Annotated in this window: 18 protein-coding genes and 2 pseudogenes; 11 read left to right on the top strand and 9 right to left on the bottom strand. The window is 62.2% G+C overall.

Annotated elements, in window-relative coordinates:
- Nucleotides 1-318 precede the first annotated feature (318 nt).
- Nucleotides 319-1542 carry an ABC transporter substrate-binding protein gene (locus V1279_RS33985; protein ID WP_334445017.1) on the top strand — a complete coding sequence of 408 codons (1224 nt, stop codon included), beginning with the start codon at nucleotides 319-321 and terminating at the stop codon, nucleotides 1540-1542.
- 328 nt (nucleotides 1543-1870) lie between these two features.
- Nucleotides 1871-3097, top strand: a complete 1227-nt coding sequence (locus V1279_RS33990; protein ID WP_334445019.1) for an ABC transporter substrate-binding protein — start codon at nucleotides 1871-1873, stop codon at nucleotides 3095-3097.
- A 231-nt stretch (nucleotides 3098-3328) separates the two neighbouring features.
- Here the strand turns inward: V1279_RS33990 and V1279_RS33995 are convergent, their stop codons facing one another.
- On the bottom strand, nucleotides 3329-3754 hold the full coding sequence (locus V1279_RS33995) for a DUF1330 domain-containing protein (protein WP_334445021.1): 426 nt from the start codon (nucleotides 3752-3754) through the stop codon (nucleotides 3329-3331).
- 145 nt (nucleotides 3755-3899) lie between these two features.
- On the opposite strand from V1279_RS33995, the gene V1279_RS34000 reads away from it, so the two are divergent.
- Nucleotides 3900-6128 (top strand): transglycosylase domain-containing protein, encoded by a 2229-nt coding sequence (locus tag V1279_RS34000; RefSeq protein ID WP_334445022.1) that lies wholly within the window; start codon nucleotides 3900-3902, stop codon nucleotides 6126-6128.
- 112 nt (nucleotides 6129-6240) lie between these two features.
- Here the strand turns inward: V1279_RS34000 and V1279_RS34005 are convergent, their stop codons facing one another.
- The 4 genes and pseudogenes from V1279_RS34005 to V1279_RS34020 all read right to left on the bottom strand — a co-directional run bounded on the left by V1279_RS34005 (nucleotide 6241) and on the right by V1279_RS34020 (nucleotide 10367).
- On the bottom strand, nucleotides 6241-7062 hold the full coding sequence (locus V1279_RS34005) for a M48 family metallopeptidase (RefSeq protein WP_334445024.1): 822 nt from the start codon (nucleotides 7060-7062) through the stop codon (nucleotides 6241-6243).
- A 184-nt stretch (nucleotides 7063-7246) separates the two neighbouring features.
- Complete coding sequence (locus V1279_RS34010) at nucleotides 7247-8629, bottom strand: polyhydroxyalkanoate depolymerase (RefSeq protein ID WP_334445026.1); 1383 nt, start codon at nucleotides 8627-8629, stop codon at nucleotides 7247-7249.
- Nucleotides 8630-8753: 124 nt separating this feature from the next.
- Nucleotides 8754-9576 (bottom strand): annotated as a pseudogene (locus V1279_RS34015) (ABC transporter permease).
- A complete protein-coding gene (locus V1279_RS34020; protein WP_334445028.1) occupies nucleotides 9573-10367 on the bottom strand; it encodes an ABC transporter ATP-binding protein in 795 nt (264 codons plus the stop codon). The pseudogene V1279_RS34015 and the gene V1279_RS34020 overlap by 4 nt, the downstream one beginning before the upstream one ends.
- Before the next feature lie 107 nt (nucleotides 10368-10474).
- On the opposite strand from V1279_RS34020, the gene V1279_RS34025 reads away from it, so the two are divergent.
- The 3 genes from V1279_RS34025 (at nucleotide 10475) to V1279_RS34035 (ending at nucleotide 13101) form a co-directional block, all read left to right on the top strand.
- A complete protein-coding gene (locus V1279_RS34025; protein ID WP_334445030.1) occupies nucleotides 10475-11800 on the top strand; it encodes an ActS/PrrB/RegB family redox-sensitive histidine kinase in 1326 nt (441 codons plus the stop codon).
- Between the two features lie 105 nt (nucleotides 11801-11905).
- Nucleotides 11906-12460, top strand: a complete 555-nt coding sequence (locus V1279_RS34030; protein ID WP_057852373.1) for an ActR/PrrA/RegA family redox response regulator transcription factor — start codon at nucleotides 11906-11908, stop codon at nucleotides 12458-12460.
- Nucleotides 12461-12630: 170 nt separating this feature from the next.
- The gene (locus tag V1279_RS34035) at nucleotides 12631-13101 is read left to right on the top strand and encodes a helix-turn-helix domain-containing protein (protein WP_334445033.1); all 471 of its coding nucleotides are present in this window, start codon (nucleotides 12631-12633) and stop codon (nucleotides 13099-13101) included.
- 35 nt (nucleotides 13102-13136) lie between these two features.
- Here V1279_RS34035 and V1279_RS34040 read toward each other — a convergent pair.
- A pseudogene (locus V1279_RS34040) lies at nucleotides 13137-13312 on the bottom strand (MmcB family DNA repair protein); the annotation flags it as partial.
- Between the two features lie 60 nt (nucleotides 13313-13372).
- On the opposite strand from V1279_RS34040, the gene V1279_RS34045 reads away from it, so the two are divergent.
- Nucleotides 13373-15094, top strand: coding sequence for a SulP family inorganic anion transporter (locus tag V1279_RS34045; RefSeq protein ID WP_334445035.1), 1722 nt, complete (start codon nucleotides 13373-13375; stop codon nucleotides 15092-15094).
- Between the two features lie 58 nt (nucleotides 15095-15152).
- Here the strand turns inward: V1279_RS34045 and V1279_RS34050 are convergent, their stop codons facing one another.
- On the bottom strand, nucleotides 15153-15638 hold the full coding sequence (locus V1279_RS34050; protein WP_334445037.1) for an MmcB family DNA repair protein: 486 nt from the start codon (nucleotides 15636-15638) through the stop codon (nucleotides 15153-15155).
- A gap of 168 nt (nucleotides 15639-15806) precedes the next feature.
- Between V1279_RS34050 and V1279_RS34055 the strand changes: the two genes are divergently transcribed.
- Nucleotides 15807-16925 (top strand): vWA domain-containing protein, encoded by a 1119-nt coding sequence (locus V1279_RS34055; protein ID WP_334445039.1) that lies wholly within the window; start codon nucleotides 15807-15809, stop codon nucleotides 16923-16925.
- Nucleotides 16926-16985: 60 nt separating this feature from the next.
- Here V1279_RS34055 and V1279_RS34060 read toward each other — a convergent pair whose 3' ends face one another.
- On the bottom strand, nucleotides 16986-17804 hold the full coding sequence (locus tag V1279_RS34060; protein WP_334445041.1) for an RMD1 family protein: 819 nt from the start codon (nucleotides 17802-17804) through the stop codon (nucleotides 16986-16988).
- Nucleotides 17805-17962: 158 nt separating this feature from the next.
- Between V1279_RS34060 and V1279_RS34065 the strand changes: the two genes are divergently transcribed.
- Nucleotides 17963-18637, top strand: a complete 675-nt coding sequence (locus V1279_RS34065) for an MBL fold metallo-hydrolase (protein WP_334445043.1) — start codon at nucleotides 17963-17965, stop codon at nucleotides 18635-18637.
- 27 nt (nucleotides 18638-18664) lie between these two features.
- On the opposite strand, the gene V1279_RS34070 is transcribed toward V1279_RS34065, so the two are convergent.
- Entirely contained in the window at nucleotides 18665-19882 is a 1218-nt protein-coding gene (locus tag V1279_RS34070) for an extracellular catalytic domain type 1 short-chain-length polyhydroxyalkanoate depolymerase (RefSeq protein WP_334445045.1), read from the bottom strand.
- A 361-nt stretch (nucleotides 19883-20243) separates the two neighbouring features.
- On the opposite strand from V1279_RS34070, the gene V1279_RS34075 reads away from it, so the two are divergent.
- On the top strand, nucleotides 20244-20504 hold the full coding sequence (locus V1279_RS34075) for an Lrp/AsnC family transcriptional regulator (RefSeq protein WP_334445047.1): 261 nt from the start codon (nucleotides 20244-20246) through the stop codon (nucleotides 20502-20504).
- 196 nt (nucleotides 20505-20700) lie between these two features.
- Nucleotides 20701-21942, top strand: a complete 1242-nt coding sequence (locus V1279_RS34080) for an LLM class flavin-dependent oxidoreductase (RefSeq protein WP_334445049.1) — start codon at nucleotides 20701-20703, stop codon at nucleotides 21940-21942.
- Nucleotides 21943-22079: the final 137 nt, after the last annotated feature.

The raw sequence follows: 22079 nt of genomic DNA on the forward strand, positions 1-22079 counted from the left end.
CAGGCGCGCCCGCACTTTTCACGCACGCCGTGCTAGCGTCCACCCGAATTCTGCTGCCGGTTGGGGCGACCGCAACATGATCTTCGTCGCCAATTTTCTCTGGGACAAGCCGCTGGGCCACGCTCTAGATTCTTGTTCTGACGCGTTTTCTTGACGCGAACCGGCGTCCACCCACGGATCAAGTCCGAGGTATGCTTCGCGAGAACGCTATAGCTTGCATTGGCAAAACCGTTCCGCCAAACTCCCTTCCAACGATGACGGCCGGCCATCCCAACGGATGGCCGGAACAATCATCGGCCAACATTAGGGAGGAGCGATATGAGAAGCGGTGTTCTTCATCTGATCGCAGGCACGGCGGTTGCGATCGCGCTGGCGTCACCGGCCAATGCGCAGAAGAAGTACGATACCGGCGCAAGCGATACCGAAATCAAGATCGGCCAGACCGTTCCGTTCTCGGGACCAGCATCCGCCTATGCCGGCATCGGCAAGACGCAGGCCGCCTATTTCAGGATGATCAACGAGCAGGGCGGCATCAACGGCCGCAAGATCAACCTGATCCAGTATGACGACGCCTACTCGCCGCCGAAAGCCGTCGAACAGGTGCGCAAGCTGGTCGAGAGCGACGAGGTTCTGTTCACCTTCCAGATCATCGGCACGCCGTCGAACGCGGCCGTCCAGAAATATCTCAACAGCAAGAAGGTACCGCAACTCCTCGCCGCCACCGGGGCCTCGAAGTTCACCGATCCCAAGAACTTCCCCTGGACGATGGGCTACAATCCCAACTACCAGTCCGAGGGACGCATCTACGCAAAGTACATTCTGCAAAATCACCCCAACGCCAAGATCGGCATTCTCTACCAGAACGACGATCTCGGCCGCGATTACGTCACCGGTCTGAAGGAAGGCTTAGGCGCCAAGGCCGCGTCGATGATCGTCGCCGAAGCCTCCTATGAGCTGACCGACCCGACCATCGACTCGCAGGTCGTCAAGCTGAAGGCGGCCGGCGCCGACCTGCTCTACGACGCCTCGACGCCGAAATTTGCAGCCCAAGCCATCAAGAAGGTCGCCGACCTCGGCTGGAAGCCGGTCCACATCCTCGACATCAATGCGAGCCCGGTCTCGGCCACGCTCAAGCCCGCGGGCCTCGATATCTCCAAGGACATCATCTCGACCAACTACGGCAAGGACCCGGGCGATCCGCAATGGAAGGACGATCCGGGCATGAAGGCCTATTTCGCCTTCATGGACAAATATTACCCCGAGGGTGACAAGCAAAACACCGTCAACGTCTACGGTTATGGGACCGCGGAATTGCTGGTGAAGATCCTGCAGCAATGCGGCGACAACCTCACGCGCGAAAACATCATGAAGCAGGCCGCCAATCTGAAGAACGTCACCGGCAGCCTGTCGCTGCCGGGCATGGTCACCAACACCTCGCCGACCGACTACCGCATCAACAAGCAGATGCAGATGATGAAGTTCAACGGCGAGCGCTGGGAACTGTTCGGCCCGATCATCGAGGATACCGGACCGTCCGGTTAAATAGAGCACGTCCGATCCAATTTGAAACAACTGCCGGCGCCGTGTCTTCTCGGCGCCGGCAGTTTCGTTTCCATGAGGTTCCAGCCTACCCAAGGGCGCACACGGCGGCACGGCAATACCGATGAGCTGTTTTTGTGCAACCATCAGCCGATGCCCTTGCTTTGAGCTTGCGACCGTCGAGACGAAATCGTGCGCGCTCGGAACGGCTCGCCTTGCAATGCAACATGGCTTCCGCCAGTATCGTCGCAGCGATGGCGCCCGCCCGGGTTGATTACAGCCCGGGCAAAGATCATCGGCTCAATCATAAACACATGAGGAATGCATCAATATGCGGAAGGGTATTTTCCATCTGGTCACCGGGACGGCGCTCGCGCTTGCGCTGTCGGTCTCCACGGCGTCAGCGCAGAAGAAATACGATACCGGCGCAACCGACACCGAGATCAAGATCGGCCAGACCAATCCATTCAGCGGACCCGCCTCCTCCTATGCCACGATCGGCAAGACCCAGGCGGCCTACATCAAGATGATCAACGATCAGGGCGGCGTGAACGGCCGCAAGATCAATCTGATTCAGTATGACGATGCCTACTCACCGCCCAAGGCGGTCGAGCAGGTGCGCAAGCTGGTCGAGAGCGACGAGGTGCTGCTCACCTTCCAGGTTCTCGGCACGCCCTCGAACGCAGCGGTTCAGAAGTATCTGAACACGAAGAAGGTGCCGCAACTGTTCGCCGCCACCGGCGCGTCGAAATTCACCGATCCGAAGAATTTCCCTTGGACGATGGGCTTCAACCCCAACTACTTCGTCGAGGGACGCATCTACGGCCAGTACATCCTGAAGGAACATCCGAACGCCAAGATCGGCGTGCTCTACCAGAATGACGACCTCGGTAAGGATTATCTGAACGGCATCAAGGCCGGCCTCGGCGACAAGGCGGCGAAGATGATCGTGGCGGAAGCTTCCTACGAAGTCTCCGATCCGACCATCGACTCGCAGATCCTCAAGATCAAGGATGCCGGCGCGGACCTGTTCTTCTCGGCGACGACGCCGAAGCAGGCGGCGCAGGCGATCAAGAAGATCGCCGAGCTTAACTGGAAGCCGGTGCACATCCTCGACATCAACGCCACCTCGGTCGGCGCGGTGATGAAGCCGGCAGGCCTCGAAGCTTCCAAGGGCGTGATCAGCGTCAACTACGGCAAGGATCCGCTCGATCCGACCTGGAAGGACGACGCCGGCATGAAGAAGTATTTCGAATTCATGGCGAAGTACTATCCGGACGGCGACAAGGATTCGAGCTTCAACTCCTATGGCTACATGACCTCGCAATTGCTGATCCATGTGCTCAAGGCGTGCGGCGACAACCTGACCCGCGAGAACGTGCTGAAGCAGGCCACCAACCTGAAGAACGTCCAGCTCGACCTGCTGCTGCCGGGCATTTCCGTCAACACCACGCCGGACGATTATCGCGTCAACAAGCAGTTGCAGATGATGAAGTTCAACGGCGAGCGTTGGGAAATGTTCGGCCCGATCCTCGAGGACAAGGGCGCGGCGGGTTAGTCGCGGCGAACCAATCGAAACGATCGGCGGAAAGAAGCGATCGGCGGCCCCTCGGGGCCGCCGATTTTTTACTTTCGTCATGCCCGGGCAGAAGCGCGAAGCGCGTCTTCGCGCTAGATGTCCCGGGCATCCACGTCTTAACGGTATTGCAGCAAGAAAAACGTGGATGGCCGGGCATAGGCGAGCGCAAGCGACGCCGTCCTTCAGACGGCTATGCCCGGCCATGACGATCTAGGCAGGAATCTCGCCAAACGTCTTGCCGACGGGCAGCAGCGCGTGCCGGATCAGGCGGGAATCCTCGACCGCGGCCTGGCGGTGCTTTACCGCTTCGCGGTAGACGGGATCGCGGATCATCTCGGCGAACGCCGCGACACTTGGATATTCGGCGATGAAGCAGTGATCCCAGCGTTCGTCTTGCGGCCCGATCAGGATCAGCTCGAACCTGCCCTGCCAGACGATGCGGCCACCCAGCCGCTCGAACACCGGGCCGCTTTCGCGCCCATAGGCCGCGTAGGCTTCCGCGCCGGTCGCCTTGCGGCCGTCGGGATAGGCGGCCAGCGCGCGCAACCGGACCAGATTGAGCATATGGATGGGCCCCGGCCGGTCATTGGCCTTGAATTGCGCGAACATTTCCTTGGTCGGATCGATGTGGCCCATGCCAATTTCCCCTGAGCACGCTGTGGTTTGCAGCCATCCTAATATGGCCCCGCCGCACCTCCTAATCCCGCATTAACCTTTCCGTAACCGACCCTTAAACAGCCCCCGCTAGCGTACGGCGGGATGGGTGTGAACGGCGTTTGTCATGGCGTGGGGACGGAGAAAGAGCGGCGGACGCAAGGAGCCGCTATTCGGCCTTCAGGCCGCGCTCGCCGACCTGCGCCTCTCTCCCGAAGATCGCATTCCGGCCGCCACCGACGACGACGACAAACCGAAGAAGCCAGTGCCGAAGCGCAAGCCCGATGAGGACGACGACGAGCGGCCGCCGCGCGAGCGCAAACCGCGCGCAGCGAGAGGCGGCGCCAAGCGGCGTGCGAAATCGCGCGGCGGGCTCAGGTTCGGCCGGCTGATCTATTGGGGCGCGGTGCTCGGCCTGTGGGCGGCGATCGCGATCATCGGCGTCGTGATCTGGGTCGGCGCGCATCTGCCGGCGATCCAGTCGCTGGAAATTCCAAAGCGCCCGCCGACCATCCAGATTACAGGGGTCGACGGCAGCCTGCTGGCCTCGCGCGGCGAAATGGCCGGCACCAATGTCGCGCTGAAGGACCTGCCGCCGTATTTGCCGAAGGCGTTCATCGCCATCGAGGACCGCCGCTTCTATTCGCATTACGGCATCGACCCCATCGGCATCGCGCGCGCCGCGGTCGCCAACGTCCTGCATCGCGGCGTCTCGCAGGGCGGCTCGACGCTGACGCAGCAGCTCGCGAAAAACCTGTTCCTGACCCAGGAACGCACGATAGCGCGCAAGCTGCAAGAAGTGGAGCTCGCGCTGTGGCTGGAGCGCAAGCACTCCAAGAACGAAATTCTCGAGCTCTATCTTAACCGCGTCTATTTCGGCTCCGGCGCCTATGGCGTCGAGGCCGCAGCCCAGCGCTATTTCGGCAAGTCGGCGAAAAATGTCACGGTCGCGGAAGCCGCGATGCTGGCGGGCCTCGTCAAATCGCCGTCGCGGCTGGCGCCGAACCGTAACCCCGAAGGCGCGGAAGCGCGCGCCGGAATCGTGCTCGCGGCGATGGCGGAGTCCAAATTCATCAGCGCCGCCCAGGCCAAGGCCTCGATCGGCCATCCCTCCTACAAGGTGAAGCCGGCCGGCGCCGGCACGGTCAATTACGTCGCCGACTGGATCGGCGAGGTGCTCGACGATCTCGTCGGCCAGATCGACCAGAGCATCGTGGTCGAGACCACGATCGATCCGAAGCTGCAGAGCGTGGCCGAAGCCGCCATCATCGACGAGCTGGCGGCGAAGAGCGTGAAATTCAACGTCACCCAGGGCGCACTGGTGGCGATGACGCCCGAAGGGGCGGTGCGCGCCATGGTCGGCGGGCGGAACTATGCCGACAGCCAGTATAACCGCGCAGTGACGGCCAAACGCCAGCCAGGCTCGGCGTTCAAGCCGTTCATCTATCTGACGGCGATCGAAGGCGGCCTGACGCCGGAAACGATCCGCCAGGATGCGCCGCTCGATCTCAAGGGCTGGAAACCCGAGAACTACACCCATGAATATTTCGGTGCGGTGACGCTGACGCAGGCGCTGGCGATGTCGCTCAACACGGTCGCGGTGCGGGTCGGCCTCGAAGTCGGGCCGAAAAACGTGGTGCGGACCGCGCACCGGCTCGGCATTTCATCGAAGCTGGAGGCCAATCCCTCGATCGCGCTCGGCACTTCGGAAGTGTCCGTCATCGAACTGGTCGGAGCCTATGCGCCGTTTGCCAATGGCGGGCTCGGCGTCTCCCCGCATGTCGTGACCAAGATCCGTACCAATGAAGGCAAGGTGCTGTACATGCGGCAACCCGATCAGCTCAGCCAAGTGATCGGGCCGCGCCATGTCGCGATGATGAATACGATGATGCAGGAAACGCTCTTGAGCGGCACCGCGCGCAAGGCGGAAATTCCGGGCTGGATGGCCGCCGGCAAGACCGGCACCAGCCAGGATTTCCGCGACGCCTGGTTCATCGGCTATACGGCCAACCTGGTCACCGGCGTCTGGCTCGGCAATGACGATAATTCGCCGACCAGGAAGGCAACCGGCGGCGGCCTGCCGGTGGAAGTGTGGACCCGCTTCATGCGCACAGCGCATCAGGGCGTGGCAGTGGCGAGTTTGCCAAACTCGCAGCGCGGCGGTTTTCTGTCGAACCTGTTTCAGACCGCGTCGCAGGCCAGCGCGGCGCCGAACCCGTCGGCTCCGGCCCCACAAGGCGGTTCGCACCGGCCACCGCCGGCGCGAACTTCCGCGCCGCCGCCGAATCCATCGGCACGCCCGGAAGCGGCGGCAGGACTCGATGGCTGGCTGGTGGACCGGCTGTTTGGACGATAACTCGAAGCCAGTAGCCCGGATGGAGCGAAGCGCAATCCGGGACAGTCTTTGTGAGCTGATCGAGTTTTTCCCGGATTGCGCTTCGCTCCATCCGGGCTACGAGTGACTCCGCCTATTCCTCGACCCCGTAACGATGCAGGTCGTTGCCGTAGGTGTCGAGCCAGCGCTTGGCACGTTCGACATGGTCGCAGATGCGGCCGACGACGCGCCAGAACCTGAGAGAGTGATTCATCTCGACGAGATGAGCCACCTCATGGGCGGCGAGATAGTCCAGCACATAGGGCGGCGCGAGGATCAAGCGCCAGGAATACGACAATGAGCCGGCCGAGGTGCACGATCCCCAGCGGCTCGACTGGTCGCGGATCGACACCCGCCTGACCCGCACACCGAGATCCGCCGCATAGGCGAGCGATGCCTTGTGCAGATCTTTCCGCGCTTCGCGCTTGAGAAAGTCGTGGACGCGCCGGTCCATGTGGTCGGCGCCGCCGGCCACGCACAAAACCTTCTCGCCGCTGTCGCGCGTTTCGGTCCACACCGTGCCGCGCTCACCTGCGCGATGCACGATCCGGTGCGGCACACCGCGCAACGGTATGACAGTGCCGGCCTGAAACGGCGCGGCCTTCGGCAGACGGCCGAGACGGGCAGCGATCCAGCCGCCGTGAAGCTGCGCAAAATCCTTGGCTTCCATGATCGTGCCCCGCGGCGGCATCGTCAGGATGGCTTCGCGGTCGGTCGGATGAATGCGTAACGTGTAACGCCGCGCCCGGCGGTGCCGGCGCAGTCGGATCGCAAAGATTTGCGAGCCGTGCTTGACCAAAAGAGTCGCGGGTTCGGCGGGCCGCCGATAAAGGAGGGCGCGAGTAGCCATGTCTTGGAGTCCGGGGAGCAGGAGTTCGCCCGGATTCTGCCATATCCGACGCCAAGGGAATCTCATCTAAATCGTTCGGCGCAAAAAACAAATCATTTGCCCAATATACAGGGGATGGAGGCCAAAAGGCCTCTACCGGCAGGGGCTGGAACCCAAAATTTTGGCTGGAACCAAGGGTCAAAAACGGCCTCAAGAAGTGAGTCTTAACTCACCCCTTGATTCGACCGAAAACTGGAATGTTTGAATCTATTCAGCAGCTTATCGGCGGCACCAAAATCGATGCCGCCATCGGGTTTATTCGGCCGCGGAGGCTGCAGCGACCAATTTCGGCTTGGTATTGGACGCCCGACATCATGAAATCGGAGATGCGTGGCACGATTTCGGAACGGAATCGCGAACCGTTGAACACTCCGTAATGTCCAACGCCCTTTTGCACGTAATGCACGCGGCGATGATCGGGAATTGCGGGGCACAGCGCGTGCGTCGCTTCGGTCTGGCCGAGTCCGGAGATGTCGTCGTTCTCGCCTTCCACCGTCATCAGCGCCACGCGCCGGATTTGCGACGGATCGACCAGCCTGCCGCGATGGGTCATCTCGCCCTTGGGCAGCGCGTGCTTGACGAATACGACATCGACGGTCTGCAGGTAATACTCAGCCGTCAGATCCATCACCGCGAGATATTCGTCATAGAATTCGCGGTGCTTGTCGACCATGTCGCCGTCGCCCTTCACCAGATTGTTGAACAGGGCCTTGTGCGCGTCGGTATGGCGATCGAGGTTCATGGTGATGAAGCCCGAGAGCTGCAAAAAGCCCGGATAGACGTCGCGCATCACGCCGGGATGCGGGAACGGCACCTTGGTGATGACATGGTTGCGGAACCATTCGATGCCGCGCTCGGCCGCGAGGTTGTTCACCGAGGTCGGATTGCGGCGGGTATCGATCGGGCCGCCCATCAGCGTCATCGACAGCGGCACGAAGGGGTCGCGCGCGGCTTCCATCACGGAAACCGCCGCCAGCACGGGCACCGAAGGCTGGCATACCGCGATCACATGCATGTTGCCGCCGAGCACATGCAGCATCTCGATGACGTAATCGACATAGTCATCGAGATCGAAGCGGCCCTCGGTGAGAGGAACCATCCGCGCGTCGGACCAGTCGGTGATGTAGACTTCATGCGTCGGCAGGAACGCCTCGACCGTGCCGCGCAAAAGCGTCGCGTAATGGCCGGACATCGGCGCCACGATCAGGACGCGCGGATGCGGCGCGCGCAGCGGCCGGATCAGCTTGCGATCGAAATGCAGCAGACGGCAGAACGGCTTTTCCCAGATCGAGCGGACCTCGACCGGCGTGCGGATGCCGTTAACTTCGGTGAAGTCGAGATCCCATTCGGGCTTGCCGTAACGGCGCGTGGTGCGCTCGAACAATTCGCAGGCCGCGGCGATCGATTTGCCGAATTGAGTGTGCGACCAGGGATTCAGCGGATTTTGAAACAGGATCTTGGTGGCGTCGGTCACGGCGCGTGCCGGGTTGAGCGACGCGTGGCCCAATTCGTACATCCAGTACATAGGCGTCGTAAGCGCCGGACTGCCTTCGGCCACCAGTGGCGGTGCGCCGCCAAACTCACCAATCGGCATTTTATTTCCTCTGTTTGCGCCGCAGCATAGTGCAGAATGCGTAATAATGCGTCAATGGACCGATTAGTTATGTCCACGCGCCAAAAGGCTTAGAAACCCCGGAAATACACGGGAAAACTGTGACTTATTCGCCACCCCCGAGCAAAGAACCGTGATGTTTGGCACTGCGCAAAAGAGCAAGGAAGATCGCAAAGGAGGCAGCGAACAGCACTACGTTGATGCCAAGCGACCAGACCATCAAGTCGGCCCTGAACACGTGATCGATCAGTAGCGCGCGCATGCCCTCGAACACATAGGTCGGCGGCAACGTCCAGGCGATGGTCTGCAGCCAGCCGGGCAACACCGCGACAGGATAGTAGATGCAGGCGAGCGGCATCAGGCCGAACATCAGCGTCCAGACGATGCTCTCAGCGCCGAGCCCGTTGCGCAGCACGAGACCAGACACGAAAATTCCGACCGACCAGCTCGTAAAGATCAAATTGCAGAAGAACGCGATCAGCGGCAGCCCGATTGCGAAAAAGTTAAAATCGAAGAAGAACAGCGCCAGCAGCGTCATCGGGATCACGCCGATCGCAAGCCGGATCAGGCTCATGATCATCAGCGAGATCAGGAACTCGATCGGCTTCAACGGGCTCATCATCAGGTTGCCGAGGTTGCGCGCCCACATCTCCTCGAGGAACGAGATCGAGAAGCCGAGCTGGCCGCGGAACAGGAAAGATGTCCCACAGGATCACCGCGCCAATCAGCGTGCCGCCGGCACGCGCGAAGAAATTGTCGTTCTGCGAAATATAGTTCTGCAGAAAGCCCCAGGTGATGATCTGCAGCGCCGGCCAGTAGATCAGTTCCAGCAGCCGCGGCCAGGAGGACATCAGCAGATACCAGTAGCGCAGCACCATCGCCTGGATGCGATGCCAGGAAATGGCGTGATGCGCGGCGATCTCGCTCATGGTGTCCCCTCCCGCACCCGCCCGCGCGCGACATCGAGGAACACTTCTTCCAGCGTGGTGCGGTTGTAGCGCGCCATGATCTGGTCGGGGCTGTCGTCATCCTCGATGCGGCCGCGCTTCATGATGATGACGCGGTCGCACAGCCGCTCCACTTCCAGCATGTTGTGCGACGCCAGCAGAATGGTGGCGTCATGGGTCCGGCGGTAATCCTGCAAATGCTGCCGCACCCAGTCGGCGGTGTCGGGGTCGAGCGAGGCCGTCGGCTCGTCGAGCAGCAACAGTTCAGGCTGATTGATCAGCGCCTTCGCCAGCGCGACGCGGGTCTTCTGCCCGGCCGAGAGTTTGCCGTTGGCGCGGTCGAGGAAATCCTTGAGATCGAGGTCGGAGGCGAGCTGTTCGATGCGCTCGGCGAGATTCTTCACCGCATAGAGCCGGCCGAAGATGGTGAGGTTCTGCCGCACCGTGAGCCGCATCGGCATGTCGACATAGGGGCTCTCGAAATTCATCCGGCCGAGCACTTCGGCGCTTTGCTCCGGCATCGCGTGTCCCAGCACCTGAACGCGCCCCGAGGTCGGCAGCACCAGCCCCATGATCATGGCGATCGTCGTGGTCTTGCCGGCGCCATTGCCGCCGAGCAGGCCGGTGATGCTGCCCCGCGCAATCCGGAACGACACGTCGTCGACGGCGCGGGTGGTCTTGTAGAGTTTTATCAGATGCGCGACGTCAATCGCGGCGGGGCTTTCCGGCCCGACCGCGGGCGATTGGGCGGGCATTGTCTCGCTGTCGTCCATTTGGCCGTTCATTGAGCCATTGCGCCGATAAGTGCAAGACTTGCGCGGGAATCGAAGCTGTGAGCAGCGCGTTTGTGATCGCACGCCCGCGCGGCTAAACTCCAGTAATGACCGACGTCGCCACCTCCGATTTCCGCCTTCCGCACCGCTATGTCCGTCTCGACACGATTCTTCGGCTGCGCTGGCTGGCTGCGCTCGGCCAGCTCACCGCGATCTTCATCGTGGCGCATGGGCTGGAATTCGACTTTCCCGTCATTGCATGCGTCGCAATTGTTGGCGTTTCGGCACTTCTTAATCTCGCGCTGCAGGTTGCCTTCAACCCGATGCAGCGGCTGGAACCGGTCTATGCGGCGGCGCTGCTGGCGCTCAACATCGTCGAATTGGCGGCGCTGCTGTTCCTGACCGGGGGCTTGCAGAATCCGTTTTCATTTCTGTTCCTCGGCCCGGTCCTGATCTCGGCGACGGTGCTGCCGGTCCGGATGACGGTCGGGCTCGGCCTGCTCGCGGTCGCATGCTCTTCGGGCCTGGTGTTCTTCAATCTGCCGCTGCCGTGGGACAGCGAAGATCCGCTGGTGCTGCCACCGATCTATCTGTTCGGGGTCTGGCTCTCGATCGTGCTCGCGATCGGCGTCACCAGCCTCTATGCGTTCCAGGCGAACGAGGAGGCGCGGAAGCTTTCCGATGCGCTGGCCGCGACCGAGCTGGTGCTGACGCGCGAGCAGCACCTGACCCAGCTCGATGGCCTCGCCGCCGCTGCCGCGCATGAACTCGGCACGCCGCTGTCGACGATCTTCCTGATTTCGCGGGAGCTGGAAAAGACGGTCGACGGCAACGACCCCTTGGCGTCCGACCTGAAAACCCTGCGCGAACAGGCGCAGCGCTGCCGCGACATCCTGGCCAAGCTCACCCAGCTTTCCTCCTCCGGCGCGCCGTTCGACCTCATGCCGCTGTCGACGCTGATCGAGGAGGCGGTGGCGCCGCATCGCGATTTCGACGTCGCGATCAAGGTGCGGCTAGCTGTCGCAGCCACGCGGGAACCGGTCGTCGCTCGGAACCCGGCAATCCTCTACGGCGTCGGCAACATCCTGGAGAACGCCGTCGATTTCGCACGGACGACCGTGGAGGTGAACGCCTGGTGGAACGCCGATACGGTCGAAATCGTCATTTCGGACGACGGCCCGGGCATTGCGCCCGATATGCTGAAACGGATCGGAGAACCCTATTTATCGAGGCGCCGCAGCGCCGATGAGGCCCACCGCGAACGCGCCGGCCTCGGCCTTGGCGTGTTCATCGCCCGCACGCTGCTGGAACGGACCGGCGCCAAGGTTTCGTTCTCCAACCGGACGTTTCCCGATCACGGCGCCGTGGTGCAGATCGCCTGGCCCCGCGCCCGCTTCGAAACCGAGGAAAGTCCTGCCGGGCCAGCAGATTAGAACTGTCCCAGGCATCAGGGAAAAGGAACCGATCGACTTGGGGGCCTTGGCAGCGCAAAATTGCCACGCCATATCCTTTATATCCGCAACCGGGGGATAGCCGACTTGAACGCCATCGCCGAACTGAACGATCTCGCCGACCGCTCGCTGCTGATCGTCGAGGACGACAAGCCATTTCTGGAGCGCCTGTCGCGCGCGATGGAAACCCGCGGCTTCGCGGTGACATCCTGCGACACCGTGTCCGACGGGCTGGCCCAGATCAACAAGGCCGCACCGGCCTTCGCGGTGGTGGACCTGCGGCTTGGCGACGGCAACGGGCTCGACGTGGTGTCGGCGCTGAAGCGCAAGCGCCCCGACGCGCGCACCATCGTGCTGACTGGTTACGGCAACATCGCCACTGCCGTCACGGCGGTGAAGATGGGCGCGGTGGATTATCTCTCGAAGCCAGCGGACGCCGACGACGTCGTTGCGGCGCTGCTCGCCAGCGGCACCGAGAAGTCCGAGCTGCCGTCAAATCCGATGTCGGCGGATCGCGTGCGCTGGGAACACATCCAGCGCATCTACGAGATGTGCAACCGCAACGTCTCCGAAACCGCCCGGCGGCTGAACATGCACCGCCGCACCTTGCAGCGGATTCTGGCGAAACGCGCGCCGCGGTAGTCCCCCCGCCTTCAATCCCCGGTCATTTTGGGGCCTCTCCAGGTTTGCCGAAAGCGGCCGTCGTCCTGCTGTCATCAAAGTCGGGGTGATGTCGGGTCACTGACGGGTTGCTGACGTGTTGTCCTATGCCCTTTCGGCCCAAATTTCAGCCGTTGACTGAAGGGTCCCCCATGCTGATACAAAAACTCAGGCTGCAGCGCGGCTGGTCACAGGAACAACTGGCCGAGTTGAGTGGCCTCAGCGTGCGCACCATCCAGCGCATCGAGCGGGGCCAGCCCGCCAGCATCGAATCTTTGAAATCGCTTGGGGCGGCCTTTCAGATCGATTTTTCCGATCTCAAGGAGCCAGAAATGAACCCCACTGTTAGCCAAAATGTCAGCGCCGATGAAGCCCTCGCCCTGTCGCACGTCCGCAAGGTAAAAGGCTTCTATATTCACTTGGCCCAATACGCCATCACTGTCGGCTTCCTCGCGGCGGTCAATTTCTTCGTGTATCCCCGGTCCTACTGGGTTGTCTGGATTGCGCTCGGCTGGGGTATCGGCCTGCTGTTGCACGGATTGCGGACGTTCGACAAAATTCCGTTCCTGAATGGCGAATGGGAACGGCAACAGGTCGAGAAGCAGTTGGGCCGGAAGCTCTAACCGCTTCCTTCGAACCCGTTAAAACTCCCCGTGCCCTAGCGGTTGATCCGCTGGGCAGCCACCATCGCAAAGCGCACCGTCATCGACTTGCGCGTTTTTCCGCCGGTAGGCGATGCTCCGGCGTCTGGCAATGCCGATGCGCGCCGAAGGCATCGGCTATGATCAATCCGGTGTTTTAACGGAAAATCTTGCACGGCGGGGTATGCGTGAAGACCGGTCGCAACGGCGCGCGAGCCCAAGCGCGCCCGGCCGGGCTTGGGAGTGACCGGCAATGAAGCATTGGATCCGCTGGCTGCCAGGTCTCGACACCCTCCGTCGATATGAAGCGGCGTGGCTCAGGCACGATATCCTCGCCGGGCTCGTGCTGTCAGCCATGCTGATCCCGGTTGGCATTGCCTACGCGGAGGCCTCGGGCTTGCCCGGCATCTACGGCCTGTACGCAACGATCATACCGCTCTTTGTCTACGCATTGTTCGGGCCAAGCCGCATCCTCGTCCTCGGACCGGACTCGGCGCTTGCAGCTATCATCCTTGGCGTCGTCGTTCCGTTGTCTGGCGGCGATCCCGTCCGCGCTGCAACCTTGGCCGCCATGATGGCAATCGTTTCCGGGACGGTTTGCATTCTGGCAGGCATCGCGCGCCTGGGCTTTGTGACTGAGCTTCTCTCCAAGCCGATACGCTACGGCTACATCAATGGAATTGCATTGACCGTATTGATCAGCCAGTTGCCAAAGCTGTTCGGCTTCTCGATCGAAAGCGAAGGCTCTTTGCGGAGCTTGTGGGCGATCACCGGTGCAATCCTTGAAGGAAAGACCAACTGGGTGGCCTTCGGGATTGGGCTCGGCACGTTGACGGTCATCCTGCTGCTCCAGAAATACCAGCGGCTGCCAGGCATTCTGATTGCAGTCGTCGCGGCAACGGCCGCCGTCGCTGCGCTGGATCTTGCGGCGCGTTACGGCGTGACAGTTCTGGGTCCCCTTGCGCAGGGTCTGCCGGGTTTCGCCGTTCCCTGGATCGGTCCGGGCGATATAGTCCCGGTGCTGATCGGCGGTTGCGCGATCGCGATGGTATCTTTTGCCGATACCAGCGTGCTTTCGCGGGCCTATGCGGCGCGATTGGGCGATCATGTTGATCCCAACCAGGAGATGGTGGCGCTCGGCGCCGCCAATCTGGCAACCGGCCTTTTTCAGGGTTTCCCGATCAGCAGCAGCGGTTCGCGTACGCCTGTTGCAGAAGCCGCCGGCGCCCGCACTCAACTGACCTGCATCGTTGGCGCGGTTGCCATCGCTTTCCTTCTGCTGGTGGCACCCAACCTGCTTCAGTATTTGCCCAACGCTGCGTTGGCCGCTGTCGTGATCGCCGCTGCGATCAGCTTGATTGAGGTCACCGACCTCAAGCGGATCTTCCGCATTCAGCCGTGGGAGTTCTGGCTATCGATCGTCTGCTTTGCCGGCGTCGTCGCGCTCGGAGTGATTCCGGGAATAGGTCTGGCAATCGCTATCGCCATTGCCGAGTTTCTATGGGACGCTTGGCGCCCGCACTCCGCCGTACTGGGCCGCGCCGACGGCGTGAAAGGTTATCACGACATCACGCGATATCCGGATGCACGGCAGATCCCCGGGCTGGTTCTGTTCCGATGGGATGCGCCGCTGTTCTTCGCCAACGCTGAATTCTTCAAGGAGCGCGCTCTGGACGCGGTGGCGAAATCGCCGACGCCGGTACACTGGCTGGTGGTTGCGGCGGAGCCGGTCACTGGCGTGGACGTCACCGCCGGCGATACGCTCGCCGAATTGGACGAGGCGTTGCATGCACAGGGTATCGAGCTTTGTTTTGCCGAACTCAAGGATCCCGTAAAGGACAAGCTGAAGAAATTCGGTTTATTGGCACAGCTTGGCGAGAATTGCTTTTTCCCAACCATCGGCGCAGCCGTTTCCGGCTACCTGGAAGTCCATGATGTCGAGTGGGAGGACTGGGAGGACCGAGCCAAACGTTAGTTAGGGGGTGACATGCCGGACACACGCTGATCGTGTGCGGAGAGGTAAGCACCGTCTCTCAGAACTCCCCATGCCCTTGCGGATCGACCAGGCGGTTGATCCGCTGGGCTGCGGCCATGGCAAAACGCACCGTCATCGATTTGCGCGTCGCCGCCGGCAGGCGATGCTCAGGCGCCTCGCAATGCAGATGGGCGCCGTAGGCATCGGCGATGATCAGGCCGGTATCTTGCGGGAAGATCTCGCAAGGCAGGTCCTGCGTGAAGGCGAAGAACAGCCGGTCGCAATGCATCCGGTAGTCCTGCCATTTCTGGTCGGCGCGCAGGTCTTCCACCGACGACTTGATCTCGACGATCCAGATTTCGCCGCGCTCGTTCAGCGCCACCAGATCGGCGCGTCGCCCCGAGGGCAACGGCAGCTCGCTGATGCAGGAGAACCCCAGCGATCGCAGTAGCCGCGCGGTACCGCGCGCGATCGCCAGCGCCGTCTCCGACTGGCGGCGGTCTAACGGCGGCACGAGGCTGATCTGGCGGGCGGGCGATTCCATAGTCGTGAACCCTATCCGATTTCACGACGACCACCCAGCAGCGATGCCAAGTCCGACGCAAAGCCGGCCACAAATTTGTCCGCCGCCCGCCCTTTTTTGGACCTCAGCGCACCGTGAAGCCAAGGGAACCTTGGCTTCGAGGGACAAAACACTGGAGGAGATCCAACGATGCCACGCATCGCTACATCAGCTTTTGCCCTCGCTCTCACTGCCCCGTTCCTGTCCGCCGGCCTGTCGTCGGCCGTTGCAAAGCCCGCCGTCGAAGTGGCGTTCGTGCTCGACACCACGGGCTCGATGGGCGGCCTGCTCGAAGGCGCCAAGCGCAAGATCTGGTCGATCGCGACCGCCATCGTCGATTCCAACCCCGACGCCGACATCCGCATGGGCCTCGTCGCCTATCGCGACATCGGCGACGACTACGTCACCAGGAAGGTCGAACTCACCACCGACATCCAGGATCTCTACGCCAGCCTTCTGGAACTGAAAGCCCGCGGCGGCGGCGACTGGCCGGAGAGCGTCAATGAGGCGCTTGATGTGGCCGTCAACAAGCTGCAATGGACCACCGGCGGCGACATCAGGCGGATCGTGTTCCTGGTCGGCGATGCGCCGCCGCACATGGATTACGCGCAGGATAGCAAGTATCCGGTCACGCTGTCGGTGGCGAAGCAGAAGGACATCATCGTCAATGCGGTGCTGGCCGGCGAGGCCCGCGATACCGAGCGGGTGTGGCGCGATATCGCCCGGAACGGCAACGGCCGCTTCATCCCGATCCCGCAGGACGGCGGCCAGGTCGTGATCATCGAAACCCCTTACGACGAGGACATCATCATCCTGCAGCGGGAGATCAACGGCACCGTGATCCCTTACGGACCGCGCGCGTTGCAGAAGCGCACCGAGGGCAAGACCAAGCAATTGTCCGAGGTCGCCGCCGCCGCGCCGGCGCAGGCCTCGGAGATGGCGAGCTACCTCAACAAGCGTTCCAAGGCGACGTCGGAAGCCGTCACCGGCGATGGCGATCTCGTCGCTGATGTCTCGGCCGGCCGCAGCAGCTTTTCCGCCATCAAGGAAGAAGACCTGCCGGATAATCTGCGCGCGATGAAGCCTGAACAGCGCGTCGAGGAAGTCAGCAAGCAGATGAGCCAGCGCAAGGCGCTCAACGAAAAACTGGCGGCGCTGGTGGCGAAACGCGACAAGTACGTCGCCGACCAGCGCGCCAAGGCGCCACCGAAAGCGTCATCGTTCGACCGTGTGGTCGAGGATACGCTGAAGGCGCAGATCAAGCGGTAGGTTTCTCCCGCGCGTCATTCCGGGAGTGCGAGCGCCAGCAACCCGGAATGACGGCCATGCTCAGGGATGCCGGCCCATGGCGAGTTGGTAGATCGTGATAATCACTTCGAACAGGATCAGGAGCACAATAATCACTTCGAGCCGCAGCGAACGCCGCGTGTCGATGATATCGGTCAACACCTGCGCGCTCTCGGCGATCACGGCGAGCTTGCGGTTCAGCGATTCCGCACGCTCCTTGAGCTCGTACTCGTCCTCCAGCCGGGCATAGAGCCGCTCAAGATGCGGCTTGTCCCACAGCACGTCGGGTTTCTCCGCTACTTCGACCGGCCCTGACACTCGATGCCGCACCAGCAGCGCATTGCCAATATGCTTCAGGATCGAGCGGCGGCCGCCACCCATCCGGCCGCTGCGCGCCAGCTCCCGCGAGAACGGCTCCGTGGCGTCAAACACGCTGGCAACCTCCCGCTCATGTCGCGCCAGGACGACGCTCTTCGCAAGCGCCTCGCCAACCAAAATCAGGCGCTCCGGCGAGAAGCTTTGCAGGTAAATCGGTCCGCCGGGCGGAACCTGGTCCTCCTTGTCCGAGCCGAGTTCAACGACGGCCATTTCCTCGTCGCGCCTTGCGAATACCCCTGTCATGCGCGATTGCAGGCTACGAAGGAATTCTTCCTCCTCCAGGGCATTGAGGCCGATCAAAATCACAACGCCATAGCGAAACAAGATCGCGACGCCGCCGTCTTGATTGACGCGAAAGGCAAGGGGTGTCGTGGAGAGGACATCGCCGCGTTCAAGGCCCGACGCATTGAGGCGCTCGCTGACAAAGAAGGCGCGGGCAGTTGTACGGGGACCGCCCAGCGGCGATTTGGAGGCTTGGTTCATGAATTGCGCATCCCGGTCGAAATCGCGATCTGACCGATGCGATTTCCGGCTTTCGCTACTAGATATCCGTCTGTGCAAACCTATCACGGACTGAAACGGGCCACATGCCGGTTCCGGCCCGTGTTGACCCCTTTTCAAGGTAGAATATGGTGCCTGCCATGGATGATAAAATAGAGACCCAGGCGAAGGCCGGCGCGATGATCGTGCCGGTGACGCTGTTCGAGCAGAACTGCACCATCATCTGGCACGAGCCTTCCAGGAAGGCCGTGGTGATCGACCCCGGCGGGGACGTTCCCAAGATTCTGGAAGCAATCAAGCAGACCGGCGTCACGGTCGAGAAGATCTGGCTCACCCACGGCCATATCGACCATGTCGGCGGCGCCGCCGACTTGCGCGATGCGCTGCAGGTGAAGATCGAGGGTCCGCATATCGCCGACAAATACCTGCTCGACAATGTCGTGAGCAGCGGCGAGCGCTTCGGCATGACCGATGTGCGCAATTTCGGGCCCGACCGCTGGCTCGACGAAGGCGAGCAGGTCTCGATCGGTGATCTCACGTTCGACATCCTGCACTGCCCCGGCCATTCGCCGGGCAGCGTGGTGTTCTTCAACAAGGAATTGCGCTTCGCCCATGTCGGCGACGTGCTGTTCAACGGCTCAGTCGGACGCACCGATTTGCCTGGCGGCAGCCACGCCACGCTAATCAACTCGATCAAGGAAAAGCTGCTGCCGCTCGGCGACGACGTCGGCTTCATCTGCGGCCACGGCGCCGGCTCCAGCATCGGCCAGGAGCGCCTGACCAACCCGTTCATCACCGGCGAGATCGGAATTTAATTCCGCTGGGCTTGATGGCCGGAGCGGTTATTTCATCAGTCCCGCGGCCGTCAGGGCGCGGGTGATGACGGCGCCGACATCGATGCCGCGACGCTTCGGTTCGCGCGGCGCCGGCTCGGGTTGGCGAACCGGCTTGTGGGCCCGCGACCAGAGCGTGGCGGCGAGGTCAGACGACTGCAGGGAAGCGGTGGCGGCCGAAGGAGCGATTGGCGCCGCGCGCTTCGCACTATTGACTGCAGCTTCATTCGGCTGGCTGACGCGCTCGGTCAGGCCGAAAAAGTTGGCGATGTGATAGGACGACGAGATCCCCGCTTCGATCAGGAACGCGCCTTCCGCGCCATAGGGCTCGTCATTGCCGGCTAAGCCCAGCGGCGTGCCATGGGCCATATCGGTGATGGTGTAGGACTCGACGACGGTCTCGCCGTCGGCGTTCCACCAGACCTCGCGCGGATGGCCGTCGACATCGCTGGCCGACATCGACGCTGATGGCAGACCGTGAACGTCGAGCCATTGCTTGACGATTTCGTTGGCGTTGCCGGGATTCACCGTGCGGTCGGCGCTGCCGTGCCACACCGACACTTTCGGCCACGGGCCCTTGTGCTTGGAGGCCTTGCGGACGAGATCGCCCAATTTGCCGGCGGGGCGCGACGTCGACTGCATCATGCCGCCGAGCGCTTCCCGGACATTGCTGGCGATGCCGTAGGGGAGACCGGCGATGATGGCGCCGCCCGCGAACACTTCCGGATAGACAGCCAGCATCACCGACGTCATCGCGCCGCCGGCGGAAAGTCCGGTGATATAGATGTGGCGGGAATCGATTTTTTGATCGGCGACCATCCGCGCGACCATCTGCCGGATCGAAGCGGCTTCGCCGCGGCCGCGCGCGATGTCGCCCGGATTGAACCAGTTGAAACAGGTGTTGGCGTTATTCGAGGCCTGCTGTTCGGGCATCAGCAACGCAAAGCCATAGCGTTTGGCGAGTGTCGACCAGCCGGTGCCGAAGTCGTAACCGGCCGCGGTCTGGCCGCAGCCGTGCAGGACGACGACGAGCGCAGGCGCGCGCGGCAACGGGTCCGGCACATAGGCGAACATTTTGAGCGCGCCGGGATTGGTGCCAAATCCGCTGATCTCAACCAGCGGACTCCGCCCCGACGGCGAAACGGTTCGGCCATAGATTCCCAAGCCATTGAACCCGTTCAGCTTCGGGAAATGGCGCAAGAATTCGACGTTCTTCGCGAGCGACAAGATGGCTCCTGGGGCGATTGTTCTGGGGCGATTTTTCTTAATCACGTTACCTAGAACAGATAGTTGCTGCACTGCGAAATAAAAAGGCCGTGCACTGTCATTCCCCACAATCAAATTTTGGCAGATGACGTTAATTTGTCATCCCGTGACCTGGCGCGTCCATGTCAGGAATGCGGCGCAGGCGATAATCGACAACGCAAACAGTGCGCACGCAGCAAGCAGCGCCAGCCGAGCCGATTGACCGGCTTCGAAGAATAATACAGCGCCGACTTTTCACAAAGGATCGTTGGCGACAGGCCTCCCTTGTATCACGCCCACGTCGCGCCGGAAGCGGCGGGGCTCAATCTGCTCGCCCTTCATCATGGTGGGCTGGAGCAATCCGAAGGTCGAGGCGATATTTCCGGAGAAGGTGAAGGCCTCACCCGACGTACTGGAGTGCCATCACGTCACCGGCGCCTGGAATCACCTTCTCAAAGTTCGAGTCGGCACCACGCGCGATCTCGAAGGGTTTCTCACCGAAACCATCAAGGCGGTGAATGGCGTGGAGCGAACCGAGACGCTGATCACGCTGTCGTCGGCCAAGGAGACGTGGAAGGTCAGTCTCGAGGCCGTGCAATTCTGATGTCGCCGGCGATGCCGTACGCGGCGCGCCGTGAGAAGAAGAAGCACAGGAATTCCGGGCTGCGGCATGTCGCCTGTCTTTGCGCGACAACCATGCGCTGGCCGCCCGGCTTCGAGGATTGCCTTGCCCTTGCCCTCCCCGTAGTTTGGGGCCTGAGCAATTCCAAAAAGCAAAATCAATCCGGAGAGGAACACGCATGGCACGCCTGAAGTTCGGAGCCTTTCTCGCCCCGCATCATCCGATCGGCGAAAATCCCCTGCTGCAGTTCCGCCGCGACCTCGACTTCGTCGAGCAGATCGACGCGCTCGGCTTCGACGAATTCTGGTGCGGCGAACACCATTCCTCGGGCTGGGAAATGATCGCCTCGCCGGAAATGTTTCTAGCGGCTGCCGGCGAACGCACCAAGCGCATCAAGCTCGGCACCGGCGTGATCTCGCTGCCTTATCACCATCCCTACAACGTCGCGCAGCGCATGGTGCAGCTCGACTGGATGACGGGCGGCCGCGCGATCTTCGGCTCCGGCCCGGGTGCGCTGGCCTCCGATGCGCACACGCTCGGCATCGACCCGATGACGCAGCGCGACCGCCAGGACGAGGCGATCGCGATCATCCGCCGCCTGTTCAAGGGCGAACGCGTCACCGCCAGGAGCGACTGGTTCACGATGAACGACGCCGCGCTGCAGTTGCTGCCGCTGCAGGAGGACATGCCGTTCGTGGTGGCGTCGCAGATTTCGCCGTCGGGCATGACGCTCGCCGGCAAATACGGCATCGGCATCATCTCGCTCGGCTCGATGTCGACGCAGGGCCTGATGGCGCTGCCGACGCAGTGGGGCTTTGCCGAGGACGCCGCGAAGAAGGCCGGCACCACCGTGAGCCGCTCCGACTGGCGCGTGCTGCTCTCCTGGCACATCGCCGAGACCCGCGAGCAGGCGCAGCACGAGGCCGGCCCCGGCCTGATGCGCTGGCACAATGAATATAATGTCCGCACGCTGCAGCGGCCGGGCCTGGAGCCGTTCACCTCGCCGGAGGATGCGATCGAGAAAACCGCCGGTGGCGAAAACGCCGCCTCCACCATCGGCACGCCTGATGACCTGGTCAAAACCATCAAGAATTTGATGCAGGTCTCGGGCGGCGTCGGCACCATTATCGGCTTCGTCCACGACTGGGCCAACCCGGAAAATACCCGCCGAAGCTGGGACATGGTGGCGCGCTACGTGATCCCTGAGATCAACGGCTACGTCGCCAAGCTGCGCGAGTCGCAGACATTCGTGATCGAGAACCGCGCGGTGTTTGAGCGTGCAGGCCAGGCCGTGATGGCGAAAATCATGGAAAACGAAAAGGCCGCAGCGGCCCTTGCCCATACCGGCCCCGGCCGCGTTGCGATCCCAACCATCAACGCGCCCGACCTGCAGAAGGAAGCCGCCAAGCGCAAGGCGTGATCGGCCAATTCGATGCGGGTCTACCACCGCCATTGCGAGCCAACGGGTCGCAATGGCGGGGCTAGCAGCTTTGCCCGGCAGGCGCACGCTTTGCCGCATTGAAACAAAGAGTTATTTACCTGCGGCCGGCTGGACCC

The organism is Bradyrhizobium sp. AZCC 1610 (assembly GCF_036924515.1).
GTDB lineage: Bacteria > Pseudomonadota > Alphaproteobacteria > Rhizobiales > Xanthobacteraceae > Bradyrhizobium.